The sequence below is a fragment of the Tenacibaculum skagerrakense genome (assembly GCF_004345825.1).
GTDB lineage: Bacteria > Bacteroidota > Bacteroidia > Flavobacteriales > Flavobacteriaceae > Polaribacter > Polaribacter skagerrakensis.
Genome location: NZ_SLXM01000004.1, coordinates 41,205 through 63,895, shown reverse-complemented (window position 1 = coordinate 63,895; position 22,691 = coordinate 41,205). Strand labels below are relative to the sequence as shown.

21 protein-coding genes and 1 tRNA gene are annotated in these 22,691 nt (G+C 31.4%); 12 read left to right on the top strand and 10 right to left on the bottom strand.

Annotated elements, in window-relative coordinates:
- Window positions 1-311 precede the first annotated feature (311 nt).
- The 8 genes from EV195_RS07945 to truB all read left to right on the top strand — a co-directional run bounded on the left by EV195_RS07945 (window position 312) and on the right by truB (window position 5,449).
- Window positions 312-932, top strand: a complete 621-nt coding sequence (locus EV195_RS07945; RefSeq protein WP_132794414.1) for a DUF2589 domain-containing protein — start codon at window positions 312-314, stop codon at window positions 930-932.
- Between the two features lie 77 nt (window positions 933-1,009).
- A complete protein-coding gene (locus tag EV195_RS07940; RefSeq protein WP_132794413.1) occupies window positions 1,010-1,681 on the top strand; it encodes a hypothetical protein in 672 nt (223 codons plus the stop codon).
- A gap of 2 nt (window positions 1,682-1,683) precedes the next feature.
- Window positions 1,684-2,229 (top strand): hypothetical protein, encoded by a 546-nt coding sequence (locus EV195_RS07935; RefSeq protein WP_132794412.1) that lies wholly within the window; start codon window positions 1,684-1,686, stop codon window positions 2,227-2,229.
- A 32-nt stretch (window positions 2,230-2,261) separates the two neighbouring features.
- Entirely contained in the window at window positions 2,262-2,666 is a 405-nt protein-coding gene (mce, locus tag EV195_RS07930) for a methylmalonyl-CoA epimerase (protein ID WP_132794411.1), read from the top strand.
- Between the two features lie 163 nt (window positions 2,667-2,829).
- Window positions 2,830-3,708 carry a cell division protein FtsX gene (locus EV195_RS07925; protein ID WP_132794410.1) on the top strand — a complete coding sequence of 293 codons (879 nt, stop codon included), beginning with the start codon at window positions 2,830-2,832 and terminating at the stop codon, window positions 3,706-3,708.
- A 3-nt stretch (window positions 3,709-3,711) separates the two neighbouring features.
- On the top strand, window positions 3,712-3,957 hold the full coding sequence (locus EV195_RS07920) for a DUF3098 domain-containing protein (RefSeq protein ID WP_132794409.1): 246 nt from the start codon (window positions 3,712-3,714) through the stop codon (window positions 3,955-3,957).
- A 2-nt stretch (window positions 3,958-3,959) separates the two neighbouring features.
- Complete coding sequence (locus EV195_RS07915) at window positions 3,960-4,754, top strand: undecaprenyl-diphosphate phosphatase (RefSeq protein WP_132794408.1); 795 nt, start codon at window positions 3,960-3,962, stop codon at window positions 4,752-4,754.
- 2 nt (window positions 4,755-4,756) lie between these two features.
- On the top strand, window positions 4,757-5,449 hold the full coding sequence (gene truB, locus EV195_RS07910) for a tRNA pseudouridine(55) synthase TruB (RefSeq protein WP_132794407.1): 693 nt from the start codon (window positions 4,757-4,759) through the stop codon (window positions 5,447-5,449).
- A gap of 12 nt (window positions 5,450-5,461) precedes the next feature.
- Here the strand turns inward: truB and EV195_RS07905 are convergent, their stop codons facing one another.
- The 5 genes from EV195_RS07905 to EV195_RS07885 all read right to left on the bottom strand — a co-directional run bounded on the left by EV195_RS07905 (window position 5,462) and on the right by EV195_RS07885 (window position 9,894).
- Complete coding sequence (locus EV195_RS07905; protein ID WP_132794406.1) at window positions 5,462-5,722, bottom strand: hypothetical protein; 261 nt, start codon at window positions 5,720-5,722, stop codon at window positions 5,462-5,464.
- Window positions 5,723-5,837: 115 nt separating this feature from the next.
- Window positions 5,838-7,631: a T9SS type A sorting domain-containing protein gene (locus EV195_RS07900; protein WP_132794405.1), complete on the bottom strand. Its 1,794-nt coding sequence runs from the start codon at window positions 7,629-7,631 to the stop codon at window positions 5,838-5,840.
- 100 nt (window positions 7,632-7,731) lie between these two features.
- Window positions 7,732-8,208, bottom strand: a complete 477-nt coding sequence (locus tag EV195_RS07895; protein ID WP_132794404.1) for an ABC transporter ATPase — start codon at window positions 8,206-8,208, stop codon at window positions 7,732-7,734.
- Window positions 8,209-8,284: 76 nt separating this feature from the next.
- Window positions 8,285-8,878: a thioredoxin family protein gene (locus EV195_RS07890; protein ID WP_132794403.1), complete on the bottom strand. Its 594-nt coding sequence runs from the start codon at window positions 8,876-8,878 to the stop codon at window positions 8,285-8,287.
- A 59-nt stretch (window positions 8,879-8,937) separates the two neighbouring features.
- Window positions 8,938-9,894, bottom strand: coding sequence for an NAD-dependent epimerase/dehydratase family protein (locus EV195_RS07885; protein WP_132794402.1), 957 nt, complete (start codon window positions 9,892-9,894; stop codon window positions 8,938-8,940).
- Window positions 9,895-10,119: 225 nt separating this feature from the next.
- Between EV195_RS07885 and EV195_RS07880 the strand changes: the two genes are divergently transcribed.
- The gene (locus tag EV195_RS07880) at window positions 10,120-10,602 is read left to right on the top strand and encodes a hypothetical protein (RefSeq protein WP_132794401.1); all 483 of its coding nucleotides are present in this window, start codon (window positions 10,120-10,122) and stop codon (window positions 10,600-10,602) included.
- 140 nt (window positions 10,603-10,742) lie between these two features.
- Window positions 10,743-14,156: a T9SS type A sorting domain-containing protein gene (locus EV195_RS07875; RefSeq protein WP_132794400.1), complete on the top strand. Its 3,414-nt coding sequence runs from the start codon at window positions 10,743-10,745 to the stop codon at window positions 14,154-14,156.
- Window positions 14,157-14,201: 45 nt separating this feature from the next.
- Here EV195_RS07875 and EV195_RS07870 read toward each other — a convergent pair whose 3' ends face one another.
- From EV195_RS07870 to EV195_RS07850, 5 genes are all read right to left on the bottom strand, one after another.
- Window positions 14,202-14,675: a regulatory protein RecX gene (locus EV195_RS07870; RefSeq protein ID WP_132794399.1), complete on the bottom strand. Its 474-nt coding sequence runs from the start codon at window positions 14,673-14,675 to the stop codon at window positions 14,202-14,204.
- A 69-nt stretch (window positions 14,676-14,744) separates the two neighbouring features.
- Window positions 14,745-18,263: an efflux RND transporter permease subunit gene (locus EV195_RS07865; protein ID WP_132794398.1), complete on the bottom strand. Its 3,519-nt coding sequence runs from the start codon at window positions 18,261-18,263 to the stop codon at window positions 14,745-14,747.
- Between the two features lie 18 nt (window positions 18,264-18,281).
- The gene (locus EV195_RS07860) at window positions 18,282-19,451 is read right to left on the bottom strand and encodes an efflux RND transporter periplasmic adaptor subunit (protein ID WP_132794397.1); all 1,170 of its coding nucleotides are present in this window, start codon (window positions 19,449-19,451) and stop codon (window positions 18,282-18,284) included.
- A gap of 7 nt (window positions 19,452-19,458) precedes the next feature.
- Complete coding sequence (locus EV195_RS07855) at window positions 19,459-20,784, bottom strand: TolC family protein (protein WP_132794396.1); 1,326 nt, start codon at window positions 20,782-20,784, stop codon at window positions 19,459-19,461.
- 4 nt (window positions 20,785-20,788) lie between these two features.
- The gene (locus EV195_RS07850; RefSeq protein WP_132794395.1) at window positions 20,789-21,397 is read right to left on the bottom strand and encodes a TetR/AcrR family transcriptional regulator; all 609 of its coding nucleotides are present in this window, start codon (window positions 21,395-21,397) and stop codon (window positions 20,789-20,791) included.
- Between the two features lie 126 nt (window positions 21,398-21,523).
- Between EV195_RS07850 and EV195_RS07845 the strand changes: the two genes are divergently transcribed.
- Together EV195_RS07845 and EV195_RS07840 are read left to right on the top strand one after the other, a co-directional pair.
- A complete protein-coding gene (locus tag EV195_RS07845; RefSeq protein WP_132794394.1) occupies window positions 21,524-22,495 on the top strand; it encodes a polyprenyl synthetase family protein in 972 nt (323 codons plus the stop codon).
- Between the two features lie 52 nt (window positions 22,496-22,547).
- Window positions 22,548-22,621: transfer RNA gene (locus tag EV195_RS07840), tRNA-Ile, on the top strand.
- Window positions 22,622-22,691 lie beyond the last annotated feature (70 nt).

Sequence of the window (22,691 nt, the reverse complement as noted above, 5' to 3'; positions counted from 1 at the left end):
AAATATAAAGATTGTTTCATTTCATTCGCAATGACTATTATGAATCTCATTTTTTAAAACTAATATTCACATGCTACTTACATAGCGACTACAATTTCTCAAAAAAATGTATCCAGAATTTTTTCTCTTTTTTTCACGAGAAAAACACTTAAAAATCTTACTGAATACAACCTTTATAATTACAGTTTTTCTACTACCAATCAAACTATTTCTTTTCCAAATCTTTGCCCTCACTATTTCGAAATACAAAAACAATGGCGGAAACCGAAAAGCCAAATAAAAGAGTAGGAAATATCTAAAAATTATTAATTATGCCAAATTTAGTACCTGAGCTTAATAGCTTAGATTTTAATGTGTATGTTGGAGGTCCTTTACAGGCAGCTATTCAAGCACAAACTGCAGCTTCAATGGCTACGGTAAACTTTATAAAAGAAGTAGGATTTGAAAAAGACAGCGATCCAACAAAGCCAGATGCATTACGTTATGTAGATTTTCAATATAAAAAATCGGTTCCAAATCCACATAAAGGAAAAACTTCTCAAGAACTTCAAGACGAAGGATTACCTGCAAACACAGATGTAACATCAAATTTTATTGATAGCGAAATCGAAATTAAAGTTCCGTTTTTAACGATGTTAACAATTCCATCAATTCGTATTGATGAAGTAAACATTGACTTTAATGCGCGTTTAAGTTCTACAGAAACTAGTAATGTTTCATCTGAATTTGCGGCAAGTGCTGAACTAGGAATCAATTACAAAATTGTAAACTTTAAAGCTTCCGCTTCTTACAAAAGAAATACTTCTCAAGGCGTGAAAGTTGATAAAACTTACAATTTAGGAGTAAAAGTAAAAGCGGTAAATGATGAGTTACCAGAAGGATTAAGCAGAATTTTAGACATGTTAGAAGATAGCATCGCTGCTGTTGCTTAATACAAATTTAAAGGTCATTCTACTTTTTGAATGACCTTTTAACTCTTATTCTCTTCAATTAATTTAAAACTTACATCATGATTAACTTAAATGAATATATCGGTAGTATCGCAACAAGTTTAACAGAAGCAAGAATGATTTCCGATTTAAAATCATTAGAAATTGCTGAAAAATTTGCGCAACACGATTTGCTTAAACATTTTTCTATTCCAAGATTTAGAGCACAAAATATCGAATTAACAATTCCTGTTGCAATTGGCGAATTAGAAACTCAATATCAAAAAGATTATCAACCAATAGATAATATAGAGTTTAGTGCACAAACCTATAGTATTTTAAAAGATGTAACTCAAAGAACCTCTTTTGATAGACAAACCTCTATTCAGTTAAAAGCAGCCATAAATAATGAAGTTGAATCTCTTGAAAAAGCCATCAAAGCTACCAACGACGAAGGTAGCGCGTTAAAACTTTACTCTTCAAGAATTGCAGAGCAATTTATTAATATTTCAAATGAAAAAATTGATGTTCCAACATTGATACATCGAATTACTGAAAACTTAGCCAGTCAAATTAAGCCTAAACAACCTGTTAAGCAAGAACCAAAAGTAATTGTAGAGAGTTATAAACTTCAAGAGATAAAGCCCGAGAATTTAATTCAAATAAAAATGACCTTAAATGAAGAAGGTTTAGAGTGGCATACTTCTGAAGATGAAAATGGAAACAAAAACTCTAAATTATTACCAGAATAATCATGAGAAAGTCAACCACTAAAATTGTTGGTGATATCGAGATACAATTATCAAAGATTTCAAACATTGTTAACCTACTCGAAAAGAAAAGTAGCGCCAGTACAAAAACCTTAAAAAACTGGCTTTCGGAAACCGAAGAACTTCTTCAAAAATTAAGTATTCCAGAATCGTCAATGTTTGCTGTAAAACGAGGAGAACTAAGCACCTTTATTCCGCAGGATACCCGAAATAAGCGCAAAGAACTATATTATTTCTCAGCTAATCTTTTAACAGGAGCCCAAGAAAATATTTGGAGTGTATATCAAAAACACAAAGAGAAGTTAGATAATGCTACTCAACTTATTCATCAATTGTTGCAAATAATATATCAAAGTAATCAGTTTAAATATGATGCAAATGAAGACTTTACCCTATTTATTCATCAAGTTTGGGAATTCTGTTGCGCACATGAGCAACTAAAACCGTTAACACTACAAATATTAACATTAATCAACAAAACAGATGTTCTCTTAGTATTGGCTAAGGAAATAGAAATTGAAAATCTATAGACAATAGTTTATAGATTTTTTATTTTTACATCATGAACAAAATAGAACACATCGGAATTGCTGTAAAAAGCATTGAAAAATCAAATACATTATTTGCTTCATTGTTTGGAGAGGCACATTACAAAATCGAAGAAGTAGCTAGTGAAGGCGTTAAAACTTCTTTTTTTAAAACAGGCCCAAATAAGATTGAGCTATTAGAAGCCACAAATCCTGATAGCCCAATTGCAAAGTTTATTGAGAAAAAAGGAGAAGGAATTCATCATATTGCTTTTGCTGTAGATGATATTGAAAGTGAAATAAAGCGTTTAAAGAATGAAGGCTTTACTGTTTTAAATGAAGTTCCTAAAAAAGGTGCTGATAATAAACTAGTTGCTTTTTTACATCCTAAAACCACAAATGGAGTTTTAATTGAACTTTGCCAAGACATAAAAGAATAATGGTGATTGAGCGAAGTCGAAATCACATTTTTTGATAAGCTTTATCTTCGACTCCGCTCAGCTACCAGTTTTTAATAATTATTTTAGGTTGAAACCCTAAATAATTCCTAATTCACAACTGATAATTGATAATTGATTATATTGCCATCCAAAACTCAAGTACATGACGAATTCTTATGATTCTTTTCAAAAAAGACGATTACGTTCATCCTATGCTTCAGTTATTATAAGTATTGCTATTGTACTATTCATGATTGGAATCTTAGGTTTGATTTTATTAAAATCGACCAAAGTTGCTAATCATTTTAAAGAAGAAGTTGTAATGTCTCTCTTCTTGAAAGATGATGTTACAAAAGATCAAATAAGTAGTTTTAGAGAGTCTTTAATAAAAGAACCTTTTACTAAAGATTTATACTTTATATCAAAAGAAGAAGCAGCTAAAACATATAGTAAAGATTTAGGTGAAGATTTCCTAGACTTTTTGGGTACAAACCCTCTAAAAAACGGAATTGATTTACATTTAAACGCAGACTATGTTACACCAGACTTAATGCAAGAGCTACAGCAAAAATTCTTAAAAAATGCATATATAATTGATGTTTCTTATGATAAAAATTTGGTAGAACAATTAACCAAAAACATACAACGTATTAGTTTTTGGCTCTTAGTGTTAAGTGGTTTTTTTGTGGTAGTTTCTATAATTTTAATTAACAGTTCTATCCGATTATCTATTTACTCTAAACGATTTAACATTAAAACCATGCAGATGGTTGGTGCTACCAAAAACTTTATTCGCAAACCATTTATTTGGCAAAGCATTAAACTAGGGTTAATTGGAGCATTGATTGCATTGGTATTTTTAGGGTTTGTAATTTATTATATAGATAAATACATACCTTCTTTAGAATTAGCTAAAGACTATTTATCTTTAGTATATTTGTGCGCAGGAATTATAGTTAGTTCATTAATCATTACTTGGGTTAGCACCTATTTTGCAACACAAAGATTCTTAAACTTACAAACCAACGAATTATACTATTAAACTATGAATAAAAATAAAAATTCAAATCAACCAGAATTTTTATTCGGTAAAAGAAATTACATGTTAATGCTTATTGGCTTAGCTGTTATTGCTTTAGGATTTATCCTAATGGCTGGTGGAGGAAGTGATGATCCAAATGTATTTAACCCAGATATTTATAGTTGGAGAAGAATTCGTTTAGCACCTACGTTGGTAATTGTAGGATTAGCAATTGAAATCTACGCTATTTTAGCAAATCCTAAAAAATAAGCATGAATATTATTGAAGCAATTATCCTTGGAATCATTCAAGGACTTACTGAGTTTTTACCTGTATCATCTAGTGGACATTTAGAGCTAGCTAAAGCAATTTTAGGAGACACTTCTGTTCCTGAAGAAAGTTTAACTTTTACGGTTGTATTACACTTCGCTACTGCTTTAAGTACTTTAGTCATTTTTAGAAAAGAAGTTGGTGAAATTCTGAAAGGATTATTTCAATTTAAATGGAATGAAGAGTTTCAGTTTTCTTTAAAAATTGTGATCTCTATGATTCCAGCCGTTATTATTGGTTTATTTTTTGAAGACCAATTGGAATCGTTATTTGGAGGAAAAATATTATTTGTAGGGTTCATGTTATTAGTAACTGCTTTATTACTTCTTTTGGCAGACAGAGCTAAAAACACTGATAAAAATGTTTCTTTTTCTAATTCGTTAATCGTTGGAATTTCTCAAGCTATCGCTATGTTACCTGGAATTTCAAGATCTGGTGCTACAATTTCTACATCGGTTTTATTGGGAATTGACAGAACTAAAGCGGCTAAATTTTCTTTTTTAATGGTTGTTCCATTAATTTTTGGAAAAATAGCTAAAGATATTTTAGGAGGTGATATTAATTTTCAATCTTCTGAAATGATCCCTATGTCAGCTGGTTTTGTTGCTGCCTTTGTAGCTGGTTTATTAGCTTGTCAATGGATGATAGCCTTGGTAAAAAGAAGTAAGCTTTCTTATTTTTCAATTTACTGTGCTATTGTAGGTAGTATAGCCATAGTGTATTCTTTAGTAAGTTAAGCATGAATACTGTTGAAAATTTTAAAGACGGCAAGGTTTTACTTATCGATAAACCTCTTGAATGGACTTCTTTTCAAGTAGTAAACAAACTTCGTTGGCACATTCGCAAACAATTTAATCTTAAAAAAATTAAAGTAGGCCACGCGGGAACTTTAGATCCACTAGCTACTGGTTTATTGATTATTTGCACAGGAAAGCAAACAAAGAATATTGAGACCTATCAAGGTCAGATTAAAGAATATACAGGAACAATTGTCGTTGGAGCAACTACACCGAGTTACGATTTAGAAACAGAAGTCAACGAAACTTTTCCTATAGATCATATTACTGACGAATTAATTCATAAGACTACAGAACAGTTCATTGGAAAAATTCAGCAGAAGCCACCAATTTTCTCCGCTATTAAAAAAGATGGGAAACGTTTGTATGAACTAGCTAGACAAGGAAAAACTACTGAAATCAAATCAAGAGAAATTGAAATTAGAGAATTCGAAATCACTAAAATTGATTTACCAAATATTGAATTTCGTGTTGTGTGTAGCAAAGGAACTTACATCCGATCTTTAGCAAACGATTTTGGAGTTGCCTTGAATTCTGGTGGTCACTTATCTGTATTACGAAGAACAAAAATTGGCGATTTTACTGTTGAAAATGCTTTGAGCATTGATGGTTTTATAGATGAATTGAAATCATAAAGAAACTCAGTTCTAAAATCCGACAACAACCAAATACAACAAACTCAATAAACAAGTTACAAATAAAATTACAGCTATTAAGCTAGATTTTCTTTCCTTTTTTGCTTTTTCTTGAATTGCCAATTTAATTTGATGTAGTTTCTCTTCTGATACTTTATCGAATTTTAATTTAGACTTTGACTCTGAATTTGGATTGTTGAGAAACTTTCTTTCTCTACGTAATTTTTTATTATTACTAACAACTGTTTGTATGCTACTTCCATATCCTCCCATAACTTTTTTATTATAGGACGAAAAAATTAATTTTTGTTACATTCTTGTTATGACAACAAAAAAGTGCATTTATTTATTAAATGCACTTTAGGTAGTTAAAAGAAAAAACTCTTGTTTATTTTTTTAAAAATTTTATTGCTTGATATACTTCTACTTTAAGGATATAAACTCCTTTTGCTAACTTATTGACATAAATTTTATCTGATAAGAATTTATCTGACTGAACTTCATTACCAAGAATTGAATAAATTTTGAATTGTTTACCAATTAACTCTGATGATAAAATTAATTTGTCAGACGCTGGATTCGGATGCGCTTTAATAATCTTCTCCTCTACATCATTTACACTTAAAACGCCAGCATTGAACTGAGCAACTGGCGACAGCACCTTTTGAGTACTGTTTCTATTAACACCTCTTGAAGAAGTTTGCGTAATTTCCATTTCTAACTGATAGCTTCCAGATTTTGACGGAGTAAATGAATCTTGTGTAGCTCCTGAAATTCTTTCATTAGTATCTACATCAATCCATTGATAGGCATCTGCATTTTTATAAGTTGCTTCTAAGCTACCTGAAACCTGATTTACAGAATTATCAATATCAATTTTTTCAACTGTAACCTCAACAGCATCAGTAATACATCCATTCGCGTCTTTTACCAAAATAGAATATATTCCTTGATCTAAATCTAAAAAGCTATTCGATTCTTTATAATCGCCTCCATTGAGACTATAAAAATATCCTGTAAAACCACCAGTAGCTTCAATCTCAATTTTTCCGCTAGCTAATGTTCCTGTAGCAATTACATTAATATTATTTATTGATAAAGGTGTTGCTGCTGACTTCTCAACGGAAATAGCACTTAAAAAAGGGAAATACACATCGCCTTCAGTTGTAAACCTAGCTTCAATAGTATTTTGATTATTAGCAATTAGTGCATTATTCTCGTTATTCACTTCAAATAAATCTGCATCAAAACCTAATGTGTTTGTACTTGCAGGAACTCTACTGGTAAAATGCGAATCATTTTGTGTTATTGAACTATTAAATAAATTATTTTCAACATTTATACCATTAGAAATATTGGTATAAGCGCCGTTAGTTCCTTTAATTTGAAAACGATCACCAGTAACAGACTGGTCTCCTTCAAGTGCAGCAACAAACGCTTTAACTTTAACATCTCCTGTTGAAATTGAATTTACATTTGAAAACAAAACATCTGTATTGCTTGTTCCATCAATTGTAGAAAACCCATCAAATAATGAAATGTGCTTTTCCGATTCATTAGAGTTTTCGTAGACAATTACCAATACCCATCCAGCAGCTGAGCCTAAACCAAACGAATCTAAACCAACAGTTCCTCGAATATTTGCCGCAGTATATTCTCCATTCGAATCAGACAATGTACTCATAATTGAAGTCATGTCTTTATAGCAAACATAAGGCCGCTGAGTTGCAATACCATTATCATAAAGTATTTCATCACTAGAAATATCCAAATACTCCTGTCCTGGTAATTTGAATTTTATACTTGAATAATTACCAGCTCTTGGTTCTTCTCCCTCCCAAGTTTCATAAGGATATAAAGCTGACCAATATAACCCAGCATAAACAATTTTTGAACAACTTGGTAAGCTTAATGTAGCACTAGATGAAGAAAAAGTAGTGGCATCGTTATCAACATCTATGTATTGCATATTTAATTGATTATTTCCTTCATTTCCAGAGTAAGGATCATTGGCAGTAAAACTAGCATCCTGTCGATTTACAATGTTATTGGATAGAAATGTAATATCTCCTCTAACAGTTGTTTTATCGGATGATAATCGTTGTTTAAATGCCACTTCTTGTGCATCTAAACTAAATAAAGTAGTTAATAAAGTAATTAATGAGAGTGTAGTTTTTTTCATAAGTAAATATTTTCCTTAAAATAGCATATTTACCTTGAAAACTTATTGATTTTTAACATTACGAATCTAAGAAAACGATAAGGTTTTTAATTTCAATATATTATAAAAATCGATTATACCAGCTTTCGATAATAGGGACTTCCCAGAAGTGCTCTAAATCGTATTTCGTTTGAACTAAATTATCAAAGACTATCGTTTTTTCATTAACTGATTTGTTTTTCAGCAACTTTTTAAACTCTTTCACATCTTTGTATTGAATAAACTCTCCTTGTTTAAAGCAGACATTCATTTTATCAAGTAGTTCTACCTCGTATTCTAATTGCAGTTTAAGTATAAAAGCAACTTGCTCATCAAGATGTTTGTTGGTAATTTTCACATCTTCTTCTACTCCAAAAACTATAAACCGTTCATGCAATAATTGAAAAGACACATCACCTTCTATAGACTCGCTCCATGAAGTCGTAAAAGAGGTTATTTTTTCTTTAATTGGTGCTAATTCTTGAGGATAAAACTTTCTGCTACAAGGATAAATCCAAACTTTAGCATCATCAGACAATTGTTGAAAATCTACTACCATTTGGCAAATATAGATAAACAAAAAACCACCCAGCATAATACCAAGTGGTTTTTATAAAATTACCTTTATTTTAAATTTAATTAGACAATAAAGAAATTAAATCTTCTTGAACATTAATCCCTTTATCTTTATTATACCATCGTTGTAAATCTTCTTTAATTTTAGCATCTACCATTCCATTCTGTTCTTTATAATCTGTAATCATTTTAGTAGCAACAGAAGGTCTTGGCCCCCAAGTAAACAAAACATTTTTGTTTTCATCTAGCGCAATCAACTTAGGAATAGATCTCCCTCCATTTGTTAAAAAAACATCCATCAGCTCAAGATTTTCATCTCTTAAAACCAATTTTAAGTCGACGTTTTCGTTTTCTTCTGCTATTTTATTTAGAACAGGTAAATTTTGTGCAGCATCACCACACCAACCCTCAGTTAATACTAACCAGGTTTGAGGTTGACTTATTTTTTTTACATTCTCAATAGTTTCTTCAGTTAATTTAGATGTTTTATCTAAACGCTTCATTCTCCTATCGTTTAATAAACTGTAATTGTATAAGGCTTCTGATTGATTTGGTCCAGTAGACTTTTGCTCTCTTAACAAATCACTTACTAAATCTCTATATTCTGTATAGGAAATTCCTTTTTTTAAACTGCTATCTATAACTTCTTTCATGTTTACTTTACATTTCACAACATATAAGACGAAAAAGAATGTAGTAACTTACAGCAGATTTACATGCTAATCATACTTGATTGTATATTCTTAAGCATCTCTTTTGTCATAGACTCTAAATCAAATTCATGCGACCAATTCCAATCTTCTCTAGCTTTAGAATCATCTATAATTTGAGGCCAACTATTAGCAATATCTTGTCTAAAATCAGGTTTGTAGCTAACTTCAAAATTTTCAATATGCTTTTTAATTTCAGCAGTAATTTGCTCTGGAGTAAAACTAATTGCAGCTAAATTATATGAAGTTCTTACTTTTATGTCTTCAGATTTAGCTTCCATAATATTAATGGTAGCATCAATAGCATCTTTCATATACATCATAGGAAGCATTGTGTTTTCTTCTAAAAAACATTCATACTTTCCTTCTTCAACTGCTTTAAAATAAATATCTACAGCATAGTCGGTAGTACCGCCGCCTGGCTTTGTTTTCCAACTTATTATTCCCGGATAACGTAAACTTCTTACATCTACTCCAAACTTATTGTGGTAATAATTACACCAATGCTCTCCTGCTAGTTTACTCATTCCATACACCGTAGTAGGATTCATTATTGTATCTTGAGGTGTATTAACTTTCGGAGAAGATGGACCAAAAACTGCTATTGAACTAGGCCAATAAATTGTATCTATAAGTTTTTCTTTAGCTAATTCAAGAATAATTAGCAAAGAATTCATGTTTAAATCCCATGCTTTCTGCGGATGTTTCTCTGCTGTAGCAGATAACATTGCTGCCATTAAATACACTTGAGATACATTATGCTTTTGAATTACTTTTACAATTGTATCTCTATCAGTTGCATCAATAATTTCAAAAGGACCTTCTTTTACAAATGTATCTTCACCATATCTTATATCAGAAGCTATTACCTTATCTCTTCCATGAATTTCTCTTAAACTTTGAGATAATTCTGTTCCTATTTGCCCACAAGCTCCTAATATTAAAATAGTTTCTGCCATTTTTAAAAGTATATTTTCAGACTGTCGCAAAGTTAATAATTTTAGGATTTCGCAAAATTGTTTTATTATTTTTTAACTATTGTCAAAAATCCCATCCAACTAACTGATTGTTAACCTTTAACTTTATGTTTAGGAACTTAGCAGATAAAAGATGTATTTTTGCTATGTATTACAAGGTTTATGATTCGACAAATTTTTATCTTTTTTGTTCTTAGTATTTTTCTTTTGAGTTGTAAAAAAACAATTCAAAATACAGATTCTGTTCCTAAAAAAACAGAAATGCAAGTTCCTGTAAAACGTAGAAGTATTGATTCCCTTTCTAACCTATCTAAAAGCAACGTAAAAGACTGGAAAGAATACGAAAACTTACATACATATCTTCAACAGTTTAACAATACTAGTCCTAATGAAGCGCTAAATATGGCTGTTGAATTGAATGATTACATTAAAGCACTCAAGGACAGTTTAAAAATAGATGATTTGAAAACAAACTCTCTTTATGCTCGCTATAATGTGCTAAATAATGAGTCGCTAAGACTGAAAGACATGACCTTGATACCTGCCATTCAACCTGAACAAGTAAATGCGCAAGTTGATAAAATTTTGCTTGTGTTTAATAGTTATACTCAAAAAGTAAATACCATCTACAGTAAGAAGAAGTTTGATGAGGAGATTGATTTAGATGCTATTTTTGACAAAAACCTTTAGTTTAAATTTAATTTATTTTTCTTAAATATGTTAAAATCTTAATTTTATTCTAAATTTTAACACTATAAAATTAGGGTATAACTACTTTAGATTGTTTTACTTTCCGAAATTTCATTATTTTTGACAAAATTTAACAGCGTATGAAACACGTATACATAATCCTATTATTATTTGTTTTCACTTATTCTCATGGACAATTCAAGAAAAATGCTCCATGGGATAACAGCAATGTTCAAAGAAGAGGTACAAAACCTACATTAAAAGAAATGGCTGATTATGCAGAAAACTATTTTAATTCTATAGACAAATTTAAAAAAGGAAGCGGTTTAAAACCGTTTAAAAGATGGGAATACAACTGGTCTCATTATTTAAATGATGATGGCACTTTTGCTTCTAAAGAAAAACTATGGGAAGCATGGCATCAAAAAAATGCTTTAAATCAAAAATCTGTAAATAATCTTACAGACGTTAGTGACTGGAAGCCATTAGGCCCTTATGACAGCTCTACAATTTTTAGCTCAACAAAAAGAAACGGTCAAGGTAGAGTTAATGCAGTTGCAGTAGATCCTAATAATTCTAATACTTATTATGTTGGTTCACCTGCTGGAGGAATATGGAAATCTAGAGATGCAGGTTTAAACTGGAATCCTCTAACTGATTATTTACCTCAAATTGGAGTTTCTGGAATAGCAATAGATCCTAATAATTCAAATATCATCTATATTGCTACTGGAGATGACGATGCTGGAGATTCGTATTCTGTTGGAGTATGGAAAAGTACAGATGGAGGTACAACCTGGAACAATACAGGAACAATACCAGGTAATCCTGATAGTATGAATGAGATTTACATTAATCCAAACAACACCAATACTGTTTTAGTAGCAACTAGTACTGGAGTTCAAAAAACTACAGACGGAGGTGTAACATGGGTAACTAAACTTTCTGGAGACATTATAGACTTAAAAATGAAACCAGGAGATCCAAATACGTGGTATGCAGTTTCATCAAACACATTTTATAAGTCTACAGATGGTGGAGAAAACTTTAACTCTATTTTTTTACCTGGCTTAAGCGGTTCTAGAAGATTAACTATGGATGTTACAATAGCCAATCCAAATTATGTATATGTTGTAAGTGCTGGAAGTGGTTATGCCTTTAATGGTATTTATAAATCAACTGATAGTGGAAGTTCTTTTACTAAAACATCAGAGACAGACGATATTTTTGGCAGCACTCAGGCTTGGTTTGATTTAGCTTTAACAGTATCTGATCAAAATGCCGATATTGTGTATGTTGGAGTTTTAGATATTTGGAAATCAACTAATGGAGGTGATAATTTCACCAAAATTAATGATTGGAGACAAGTAAATGGTCAATCTTACACTCACGCTGATATCCACTTTTTACGTTTTTTAGACGGTAAGTTTTTTGCAGGTACTGATGGTGGTGTATATGTATCTACTAATGAGGGTGGGATTTTTACAGATTTAACTAAAAATATAGCCATTAGTCAATTTTACAGAATCTCGATTTCTCAAAAAAACCTAAATGTAATAGCTGGAGGACTTCAAGACAATGGTGGTTTTGGATTTGACAGTGAAAAATGGAGACATTATCAAGATGGGGATGGAATGGAAGGAATTGTTAACCCTATCAACTCAAATACTTTTTACGGTTTTTCTCAATATGGAGGAGGTCTGAGTATTACCAATGATCAAGGAAGAACTAGAACTACTAGAGTTGCTGCACCAACTGCAGAAACAGGTCCAAATGATTCAGGAGGAAACTGGATTACTCCAATGGCAATCAATGAGGAAGGGGAACTTTACGCAGGATATAGTCAAATATATCGACTTGATGGAAACAGTAGTTGGACTAAAATTTCTAACCATTTATTTGGCGGTGATTTAAATAGGTTAGTAATAAATTCTAAGAATAGTGATATCATGTATGCTGCTCGTGGTAACGCACTTTATAGAAGTGCCGACAGAGCACAAACTTTTATTAAAGTAAACTTTTCACAAGGAACCATAGTTGGACTTGATACCGATCCTAATGACCTAGAAAGTCTTTGGGTTGCTACTTCTAATAATGTATATAAAATCACAAATATTACGCAATCATTCCCTACAATTACATCTATAGGAACTAATATTCCTTCTGAAAGTTTAACAGTATTACAGCATCATGAACGAAGTGGTAAAAACACTTTGTACATTGGAACTACATTGGGAGTCTATTTTATTAATGATGATTTAACTGAATGGCAAACCTTCGACACCAACTTACCTAATACTCAGATTAGAGATTTGGAAATCAATGAGGAAGACTCAAGGCTTTATGCTGCCACATATGGTCGAGGAGTTTTTTATACAGATATCCCAGCAGAATTGCCTCAAAATGAAGTGCGTTTACTAGCAATAGAAAATGCTAAAAACGGGTTATCATGTGGAACTGATTTTATAGCCCAGATAAAAGTTAAAAATCAAGGTGTACAAGCTATAAGTAATTTAACATTTAATTACAATTTAGATGGAGGAGCAAACCAAGTTTATAACTGGACTGGAAACATACCTTCTGAAACAGAAATGATTATAAACTTACCTTCTATTACTACTACTCTTGGAGGCCATACCTTAAGTACTGAAGTTGTGCTAACCGATGACACTTATAATACTAATAATGAAATTGAAGTTGAGTTTTCAATAAATGAAAGCAATAATACTCCTACTGATGTTAATAGTTTTGAAAATATTTCTGATGAATTATTACTTGAAACTTCAAGTGGAACTGAAATGTGGAAGATAATAAATAGAAGAAAAGGGTTGATAAATATACCATCTGGAGTTAAGGCTTATGCTACAGCATCAGAAGATTACCCTATAAACACTATAGGATATTTATACACTAATTGTTATGATCTCTCTCAAATAACTAACCCTACATTAAAATTTGATATGGGATTTGATATTGAACAAGATTGGGACTATTTAGTTGTTGAATATACTGTTAACTCAGGAAAAGACTGGGAAATATTAGGTTCTTCTTCTGATCCTAACTGGTATAATAGCGATTCAACTTTAAATGGGTTACCAGGTAAACAATGGACTGGTGAAGGTGAGGATGTTAATTTAGGAGATGGCTTAACAAATGCCACAACCAAAGAATATAGTCATGATTTATCAGCTATAGCTAGTGAAACAAACGTAATTTTTAGATTTAAGTTTGTTTCTGACGCTGGAGTAGTAGAGGAAGGCGCTGTTGTTGATAATTTGGTTATATCAGGTGTCTTATCAACCGAAGATGAGATATTCTTAAGTGGAATTTCTGTATATCCTAACCCTTCTCAAAGTATCTTTAATATTAATAGAAATACTTCTGATGAATTAACAGTAAAAGTTTTTGATATCACTGGAAAACAAGTATTCTCAAAAAAGAACACTACTGAAACTAGTTTTGAAATTGATATGAGTGGTCATTCTAGAGGAATCTATATTATGAATATGGTATCTAATGGTAAAACTGCTACTAAAAAACTTATCTTAAAATAGTTTAATATCTCTGCAAATTAAAAAGCTCGTACTTAGTACGAGCTTTTAATTTATATAAGACTCTATTGCTTCATAAATCAAATTAGGTTCATAACCTCGATAAGTTAAATATGCATAGAGTTTTTTCTTTCTTTCGTAAATATTTGTAGTTTTAATTAATTCATTTTTCTTTTCAGTTAAGCTATACAAGTTACTTGTATACACCTCTTCATCTATTTCTTTTAATGCAGTTTTAATATTATACTCTGAAATTTGTCGATACTTAAGCTCTCTTACTATTCGTAATCTTCCCCATTTTTTTATGCGATACTTACCTCTTGCAAAACTTTTAGAAAATCGTTCTTCATTTATGAAATTGTGCTCAAAAAGATGCAATAAAATAGCTTCTTTAGCTTGCGGAATTAGCTTGTATTCCCTTAGTTTATCTTCTACTTCTTTATGACAACGATCTTGGTACACACAATAACGTTCCAATTTTCGTTTTACTTCTTCAATAGTATAAACTTCTTTTTTATTCATATCCCAAAAAAACGAAAAGAGTTAGAAGTAAACAACTCCTAACTCTTTTCTATTAACAAATTATATAAATTAACTGGTTACACCTGTAATTTCATCTAAAGTATCTTCAGGAATTTCCGAAGTACTTTGGTTTCTTATCCACATTTTTAATTTAGTAATTAAATAGAATAAGATAGGTACTACTATAAGTGTTAAGAAGGTTGCTACTATTAATCCGTAAATTACTGTCCACGCTAATGGCCCCCAGAAAATAACATTATCTCCTCCTACATAAATGTGCGGATTCAATTCTGATACTAAGGTATAAAAGTTAATATTTAGACCCGTTGCTAACGGAATTAAACCTAAAATGGTAGTAATTGCTGTTAACAATACTGGACGTAAACGTGCTTTTCCTCCTTTAATAATACTCTCTTTTAAATCACTAATAGAAACATATTCATCCTCTTCTAAACCTAAGTCAACTTTTTTTCTATCTATAAGTAATTGTGTATAATCTAAGAGTACTACCCCATTATTTACCACAATTCCGGCTAGCGAAATAATTCCCATCATCGTCATCATAATAACAAAAGGAGCTCCTGTTAACATTATTCCGGAAAAAACACCAATTAAGCTTAAAAAGATTGCTAGCATGATAATTGTTGGTTTGGACAATGAATTAAACTGATAAATCAAAATTAAAAAAATCAACCCTAAACCAGACATAAAAGCTCCTCCAAGAAAATTTTGTTGCTTCTTTTGTTCTTCAATTTGACCTGTGTAATCAACATCAATTGTTTCTGGCATGTCATTATACAGTTTCATCTCTTCTTTTATCTTTTTTACTATTGCCTCTGCATCAGTAAAACCTGGAGCTAATGCCGAATAAACTGTTACAACTCTTTCTCCTCCTTTATGTTTAATAGCACTAAATCCAGATGTGTTTTTTTGATTAGCTACTGCGGAAACTGGAATAGATTTAACCTGACCACTAGCCATATCTCTAAATGTAATCGTCTGATTGAAAATAACGCTTGTATTATATCTATTCTCTTTATTAAAGCGAACATAAATATCATAGTCATCTCCATCTTCTTTATAAATTCCTGCTTTAGCTCCAAAAATTGAATTACGTAATTGTTGTCCAACTTGAGAGGCAGAAACTCCTAACTCTCCAGCTTTTTTTCTATCTACGTTTACCAACATGGTTGGCTTCGCCTTATTAACATCTATTTTTAATTCTGCAATTCCAGGAATCGATTTTGTATTGATAAAATCACGCATTTTCTCTGCAGCATCAATCATTTCCGCATAATCCTTTCCTTCTAATTCAATATTAATTGGATATCCAGCTGGTGGACCTACAGGATCTTTTTCAACAGAAATTGACAATCCAGGATACACTCCTTTTAAATCTTCTGTGATGGCTTTTTTTAGCATTTTACTATCTGCTCCCTTACGATATTTATACTCTCTCATGGAAGCAACTATTTTTCCTCTATGTGGCATTTCAGCTGTTGAACCTCCATCTGTTTGAGGATTTCCTGAACCAGCTCCTACTTGAGTAATAGAACTTTCTACTAAGAAGTTGTAATCGCCATCTAAATATTTCGGAGAATTAATAATTTTATTAACTCGCTCCTCCATATCTTTCATGATCGCATTAGTTTTCTCAATATCTGTACCTTGAGGGTATTCAACATAAACTACCACTTGGTTTGGAGTGTTGTCTGGAAAGAACTCCGTTTTTACTGAACCAGACTTCATTAAAGTACCAAAAATATTAAACACAATAAACAGTGTTATAACAGTACCTCCCGTAATTATATAAGGTCTCCATCCAATTAATGATGCACTTATCATCTTTTCATAAAAACGCTCCCATCTGGGTAATACCACTCTCTGAAATTTATTGGCAGCTGGACGCATAACGAATCTATAAATCCAGAAGTTAGCCGCTGCAAATAATAATAAAGTACCTAATGGTCTAAACGAGCCTCCAAATAACACAACTAACAATCCTAAAACTCCTAAGACTACTGTCAATCTAATAATCTTTTGTAGTGGCATGCTTTTATCTTCAGTACTCATAAATTGAGATACTAAAACAGAGTTAAAGAAAATTGCTACAAATAATGAAGACCCTAAAACTACTGACAAAGTAATTGGAAAATAAATCATGAACTGCCCCATTACACCAGGCCACATACCTAATGGAACGAACGCTGCCACTGTAGTTGCAGTAGAAATAATAATTGGTAATGCAATTTCTCCAATACCTTTTTTTGCAGCTTCTAATCTTGACATTCCTTCTTCATCCATCAAACGATAAACATTTTCAACAACTACGATTCCGTTATCTACTAGCATACCTAATCCCATAATTAATCCAAATAGAATCATGGTATTCATTGTATATCCCATCATGTTTAATATCATTAGCGACATAAACATTGACATTGGAATTGCAAATCCTACGAATAAGGCATTTTTTAATCCTAAGAAGAACATTAATACAGTAACAACTAAAATAACTCCAAAGATGATATTGTTTACTAAGTCATCTACTTGACCAACGGTTTTTGAAGATTGATCATTGGCTAATGTAATTTTTAAATTGCTTGGTAACGCTTTTGACTCTTGAGCTTCTTTAACAATTTCTCTAATCTTATCAGTAGCTTCAACCATATTTTCTCCAGAACGCTTTTTTACATCAAGCATTACTACCGATTCACCGTTTTCACGAGCGTAAGTAGTTTTATCTTTGTCTTTAAAGCTTACACTTGCTATATCTTTTAAATAGATAGCATTTCCTCTTTCAGACTTCACAACAAAGCTCTCCAATTCAGAAGGTTTTTCAATTTCTCCTAAAACTCGAATTGTTCTTCTTTGTCCACTTGAAATAATATTACCAGCTGAAACAGTAGCATTCCCATTTCCGATAGCTTGCATTACATCATTAAAACTTACTTGCGCAGCCATCATTTTGTAGATATCAACTGCTACTTCAACTTCCTTCTCCTCTGCTCCACGAATATCAGCTTTCTTAATCTCTTTTAAATCTTCAATATCATCTTGAAGATATTCAGCATATTCTTTTAACTGTTCAACTGTATAATCTCCCGAAATATTAATATTTAAAATCGGCGTTTCTTCGGCAATGTTTAGCTCAAATACATTCGGCTCTACTTTAGCACCATTAAAGGTTGGCCAGTCTTCACCCGAAACCTCTTCGTCAATCTCATCTTTTACTAATTGCTTTGCCTGTTCTACCGTTACTTTCTCAGTAAATTCAACAGTAATCATTGAAACATTCTCTTGAGATGTAGACGTAATTTTAGTGACACCACTAACGGTATTTAACTTTTCTTCTAATGGATCTGTGATTAATTTTTCAATATCTTCCGCAGTGTTTCCTGGGTAAATTGAATTCACATATATTTTAGTTTCTTTTATTTCTGGGAAATTTTCTCTTGGCATGCTTAAAAAAGCTGAGATTCCAGAGAACAATATGATTACCATTAATACGTAAATAGTAGTTTTATTGTTAATTGCCCAAGAAGATAAACCAAACTCTTTATCTACTTTTTTCTGTTGGTCTGTCATCAGATTATTTTTTGATTGTTAGTTGGCTACTTTTAAAATCTTAACTACTTGTTTATCCTTAACGCTTCTAGCTCCTTCATTAATAATCTCCATTCCGTTTTCTAAACCTTTAAGAACTTCAACAACATCTCCTTGTGTTTTTCCGGTTTCTATAATTACTTGTTTAGCAACAGATTTGTCATTATCATTCTCAACAATATATACATATTGCTCTCCTTTAGAATTTTCTGAGATAATACTTTGCGGAATTAAAATAGCCGTTGGATTTGTGTAATCGTTAATTCTTAATTTAGCTGTTAAATTTGGTTTGATTGCTCTGTCTTCATTCGGAACACCGATTTCTACTTTGAATGTTCTGTTTGCCGGATTGATAAAGTTACCTGCTTGACGAACCTTTGAGTGTACTTCTTTTGCTAAAATTGGAAACTCGATTTCTACTTCTTTTCCGCTTACCACAGAGCTGATATACGTTTCTGGAACATCAGTTTCAATGTACATATCTCCAAGATTTACTATTCTAAAAACTTCAGCTCCTGGCCCTGGAGCAACTACCGTTCCTTGCTCTTTAATTACATCATCTACTATTCCTGTGAATGGAGCTTTGATAGTATATTTTGCTATGTTTTTACGCAAATTGGTTACAGCATTCTTTTGAGCTTCATAATTGGTTTTAGCCTGTAAATATTGAATTTCAGACCCAATTCTTTGATCCCATAAACGTTTTTGACGTTCAAAAGTAGTTTTAGCCAATGCTTCATTAGCTTCTAATTGTGCTAATTGGTTTGACAACCCTCCGTCATCTATTCGAGCTAAAGGTTGTCCTTTTACTACTTTTTGTCCTTCTTTTACAAAAACATTTACCAATTGCCCTGGGACTTCTGGATACACTAATACATTCTTTTTAGTTTGAACACTTCCTTGTAATTCTAAGTAGTGAACAAATTCTTTAGCATTTGCTTTTATCGTTGTAATTAAAGGTACTTTCTTGTTAGTGTCTAGTTTAGCAATAGCAGCGTCTAATTGTTTTATTTGAGCTGCAATATCTTGTGATTGTGTACTTAACTCATCCTTTTTTGCTCTAATCTGAGTAAGGTCGTTTGAAGCTAATACAGTATCAACAGATTGTTCTTTACTTCCGCATGAAAATAAAAAAGCAGAAGTTACGGTTAATATGAATATCTTTCTCATTAGTTGATTATTTAACTGGTACATTTAATGCGTTATCTAAATTGGCTTTACTAGATATAATATTTAGCATAGCCTGTAAGTAATTATTTTGTTGTGTATATAATTGGTTTCGTGTTTCTAATAGTTCAAAACTTGTAGTTACCCCTTCGTCAAACTTTATGGTTTGTTTTTTCTCAATTCGTTCTGCTAGGGCTAAGTTCTTTTTAGCAGTACTATAGTTTTCAATACTTAATTGATATTGACTTCTAGCTTGTTTGATTTGAAGATTTAATTTTTGTTTTGTTTCTTCTAATCTAATGTCTGAAGATTCTAAAGCAATTTCTGCTTGTTTAGTCTTTGCAGTTCTACCCAAACTACTGAATATTGGCACATTTATCCCTAACCCAAAAACTGAAGTAGAAATCCATTGTTGAGATGAATCGAAAAAAGTAAAATCTTCTGCATTGGCTAATCGAGAGTAATTGATAAATGCATTAACGCTAGGCAATGCTTTACTTTTCTCTAATTTTAGAAGTAGACGATTACTTTCTCTGTTGTTTTCTGCAATTCTATAATCGATATGATTATCTAAATCAAAACTTTGAGTTAACAATTCTAAATCTGAGTTAACTAATACTAAATCTTCTAACGTTTCCGTCAAGGTAAGCTTTGTATCAACTGGATTTCCTAAAGCAACATTTAAATATTCATACGCTATCTCAACCATTCTTTTTGCATTACGAATATTACTAATAATATTTCCTTCAGAAATTTCAAAACGCTCAACATCTTCTTGCTCTGCCAATCCATTTTGATAGCCTAATCTTGCCCCTTTCAGTAATCGATCATTTACTTTTTTATTCCTTTCTAAAATTCGAACACTCTCTTCAGCTACTAGAACATTTCCATAAGCATTAATCACAGCCTCTCGTGTAGCTAGTTCTGTTTTTTCTTTCGCTTGTTCAGAAATTTTCAAATACGTCTTTGCAGATTGTAATCCTACTAAATAAGAACCATCAAATAACAATTGACTCAATGTTACTGTCCCAGTAATATTATGCTGAGCATTGAAATCAATATTTCCATCCTGATCAAAATCTACTCCAGGAAATTGTCGTTTTAAATTATTCTGATAGTTTAGACTTCCGTTAATTTGTGGTAAACCTGCAGCAGTAGTTTCCCACTTTTTTTTCTTAGCAGCCTCAATATCATTTAAAGCTGTTCTGTTATCGTAATTGTTTTTTATGGCAAAAAAAACAGCTTCTCTTAACGACAAGCTCATCTCATTTTTCTCTTGAGCGTTTATTCCACTCGTAAAAAACAAGACAAATACACCCAAAATGTATTTTTTCATTTGGTTAGTTTTCATTAATTATTTTTAATTGTTTTTCTAGTTCTTCTATTCCTTTTTCGGTAGCAATTGCTCTAATATGATATTCTAATACCTTATATTCTACTTTTACTAATTCTTGTACATCTTGGCTATACACATCCGATTCAAACAGACCAAAAATCAATGTAAAATAAAAGTTAGTAGTTAAATCAAGATCTATATCTTCTCTATACAAACCTTGAGATATACCTTTTTTTAGATTGTCACTATTACAATCTTTAAACATACATACTTCACGATGCATTAATTTGTTATAAATTTCTGGATAGTATTTTCTTAATTGATGCATTGGAGAATCTTTTGCGTTTTTAAACATTTCTTTAAAAATTGCTTTAATCGCAAATTCCTCCTCAATGGCATTGTATTTTTTCTCCTTAATAAAATCTATAGTTTGTTCTATAGACTCATGAATTGTAGCACAAGATGCATCTACTAACGAAACTTTATTAGAAAAGTACTTGTACAATGTTTTCTTAGACACACCTAACTCATTAGAAATATCATCCATTGTAACACTCTTAAAACCTAAGTTTAAGAATAATTCTCCAGCTTTGTTTATAATTTTATCTCTCATAATTCTGTGCAAATGTAGTTCAGGAAACTTTAGAAACCAAAAAAGTTTCCTAAGTTTTAATGATTTTTTAACATTAAGATTATTTAGTTTCTCTAATTGGCTTATTTTTGCATAAAAACTTAACATTTGGACTTAACTAAATATTATCAGTCATTTATTTCTTATCTAGAACAGCAAGACTTTAATAGAGAACCTAAAAATTTATATACTCCTGTAGACTATATTTTACAGCTTGGAGGAAAACGATTACGTCCTTTATTAACGCTTATTGCATGTGATGTTGTTTCGGGTTCTTTTGATAAAGCACTTCCTGCAGCTATGGCTGTGGAAACATTTCACAACTTTACTTTAGTACATGATGATATAATGGACGAAGCTCCTTTACGAAGAGGAAAAGCAACTGTTCATGAAAAATGGGATGTTAATACAGGAATTCTTTCAGGTGACGCTATGCTTATTTTAGCTTATCAGTATTTTGAAAATTATGAGCCTGTTGTTTTTCAGAAACTAGCAAAATTGTTCAGCAAAACTGCTCTTGAAGTATGTGACGGACAACAATTAGATGTTGATTTTGAAACTAGAAACGACGTTACGATTCCGGAGTATATTAAAATGATTACTTTGAAGACTTCGGTGTTAGTCGCTGCAGCATTAAAAATGGGTGCTATTGTAGCAGAAGCTAATGATGAAACAGCTATTGCATTATATAACTTTGGATTAAACTTAGGTATTGCTTTTCAACTTCAGGATGACTACCTAGATACTTTTGGAAATCCAGAAACATTTGGTAAACAAATTGGTGGAGACATCATTGAAAACAAGAAGACGTATTTATACTTGAAATGTTTAGAAATAGCTAACAAGGAAGATCAAGAGAAATTACAATTCTTTTATAATCAGAAGTTAGAAGATAATTCTATTAAAATTATTGAAGTTACTCGCATATTTGAACAAAATGATATTCCTACTTTAATTCAAAATTTAATTGAGGAATACACTCAAAAATCTTTTGAAGATTTAAAACAGCTAAACATATCTGAATCAGCAAAAGAAAGCCTAATTAGCTTTGGTAAAAATTTAATGACTAGAAAAGTATAAAAAAAGACTTTCGGATTTCAAAAAATAGTTTATTTTTGCAATCCATTTTACTGGTCCTATAGCTCAGTTGGTTAGAGCACCTGACTCATAATCAGGGGGTCCATGGTTCGAGCCCATGTGGGACCACCTTTAAAGCTTCACTTTTTGTGAAGCTTTTTTGTTTTTAGATTCTTTTACAATTTCTGTTAAAAAACAG

Coding starts and splice junctions, on each gene's coding strand:
- EV195_RS07870 (WP_132794399.1), bottom strand. CDS start 14,675: ATGAATAAAAAAGAAGTTTATACTATTGAAGAAGTAAAACGAAAATTG.
- EV195_RS07895 (WP_132794404.1), bottom strand. CDS start 8,208: ATGGTAGTAGATTTTCAACAATTGTCTGATGATGCTAAAGTTTGGATT.
- EV195_RS07905 (WP_132794406.1), bottom strand. CDS start 5,722: ATGGGAGGATATGGAAGTAGCATACAAACAGTTGTTAGTAATAATAAA.
- EV195_RS07920 (WP_132794409.1), top strand. CDS start 3,712: ATGAATAAAAATAAAAATTCAAATCAACCAGAATTTTTATTCGGTAAA.
- EV195_RS07850 (WP_132794395.1), bottom strand. CDS start 21,397: ATGAGAGATAAAATTATAAACAAAGCTGGAGAATTATTCTTAAACTTA.
- EV195_RS07865 (WP_132794398.1), bottom strand. CDS start 18,263: ATGACAGACCAACAGAAAAAAGTAGATAAAGAGTTTGGTTTATCTTCT.
- EV195_RS07890 (WP_132794403.1), bottom strand. CDS start 8,878: ATGAAAGAAGTTATAGATAGCAGTTTAAAAAAAGGAATTTCCTATACA.
- EV195_RS07900 (WP_132794405.1), bottom strand. CDS start 7,631: ATGAAAAAAACTACACTCTCATTAATTACTTTATTAACTACTTTATTT.
- EV195_RS07940 (WP_132794413.1), top strand. CDS start 1,010: ATGATTAACTTAAATGAATATATCGGTAGTATCGCAACAAGTTTAACA.
- EV195_RS07925 (WP_132794410.1), top strand. CDS start 2,830: ATGACGAATTCTTATGATTCTTTTCAAAAAAGACGATTACGTTCATCC.
- EV195_RS07875 (WP_132794400.1), top strand. CDS start 10,743: ATGAAACACGTATACATAATCCTATTATTATTTGTTTTCACTTATTCT.
- EV195_RS07860 (WP_132794397.1), bottom strand. CDS start 19,451: ATGAGAAAGATATTCATATTAACCGTAACTTCTGCTTTTTTATTTTCA.
- EV195_RS07915 (WP_132794408.1), top strand. CDS start 3,960: ATGAATATTATTGAAGCAATTATCCTTGGAATCATTCAAGGACTTACT.
- EV195_RS07885 (WP_132794402.1), bottom strand. CDS start 9,894: ATGGCAGAAACTATTTTAATATTAGGAGCTTGTGGGCAAATAGGAACA.
- EV195_RS07935 (WP_132794412.1), top strand. CDS start 1,684: ATGAGAAAGTCAACCACTAAAATTGTTGGTGATATCGAGATACAATTA.
- mce (WP_132794411.1), top strand. CDS start 2,262: ATGAACAAAATAGAACACATCGGAATTGCTGTAAAAAGCATTGAAAAA.
- truB (WP_132794407.1), top strand. CDS start 4,757: ATGAATACTGTTGAAAATTTTAAAGACGGCAAGGTTTTACTTATCGAT.
- EV195_RS07945 (WP_132794414.1), top strand. CDS start 312: ATGCCAAATTTAGTACCTGAGCTTAATAGCTTAGATTTTAATGTGTAT.
- EV195_RS07855 (WP_132794396.1), bottom strand. CDS start 20,784: ATGAAAAAATACATTTTGGGTGTATTTGTCTTGTTTTTTACGAGTGGA.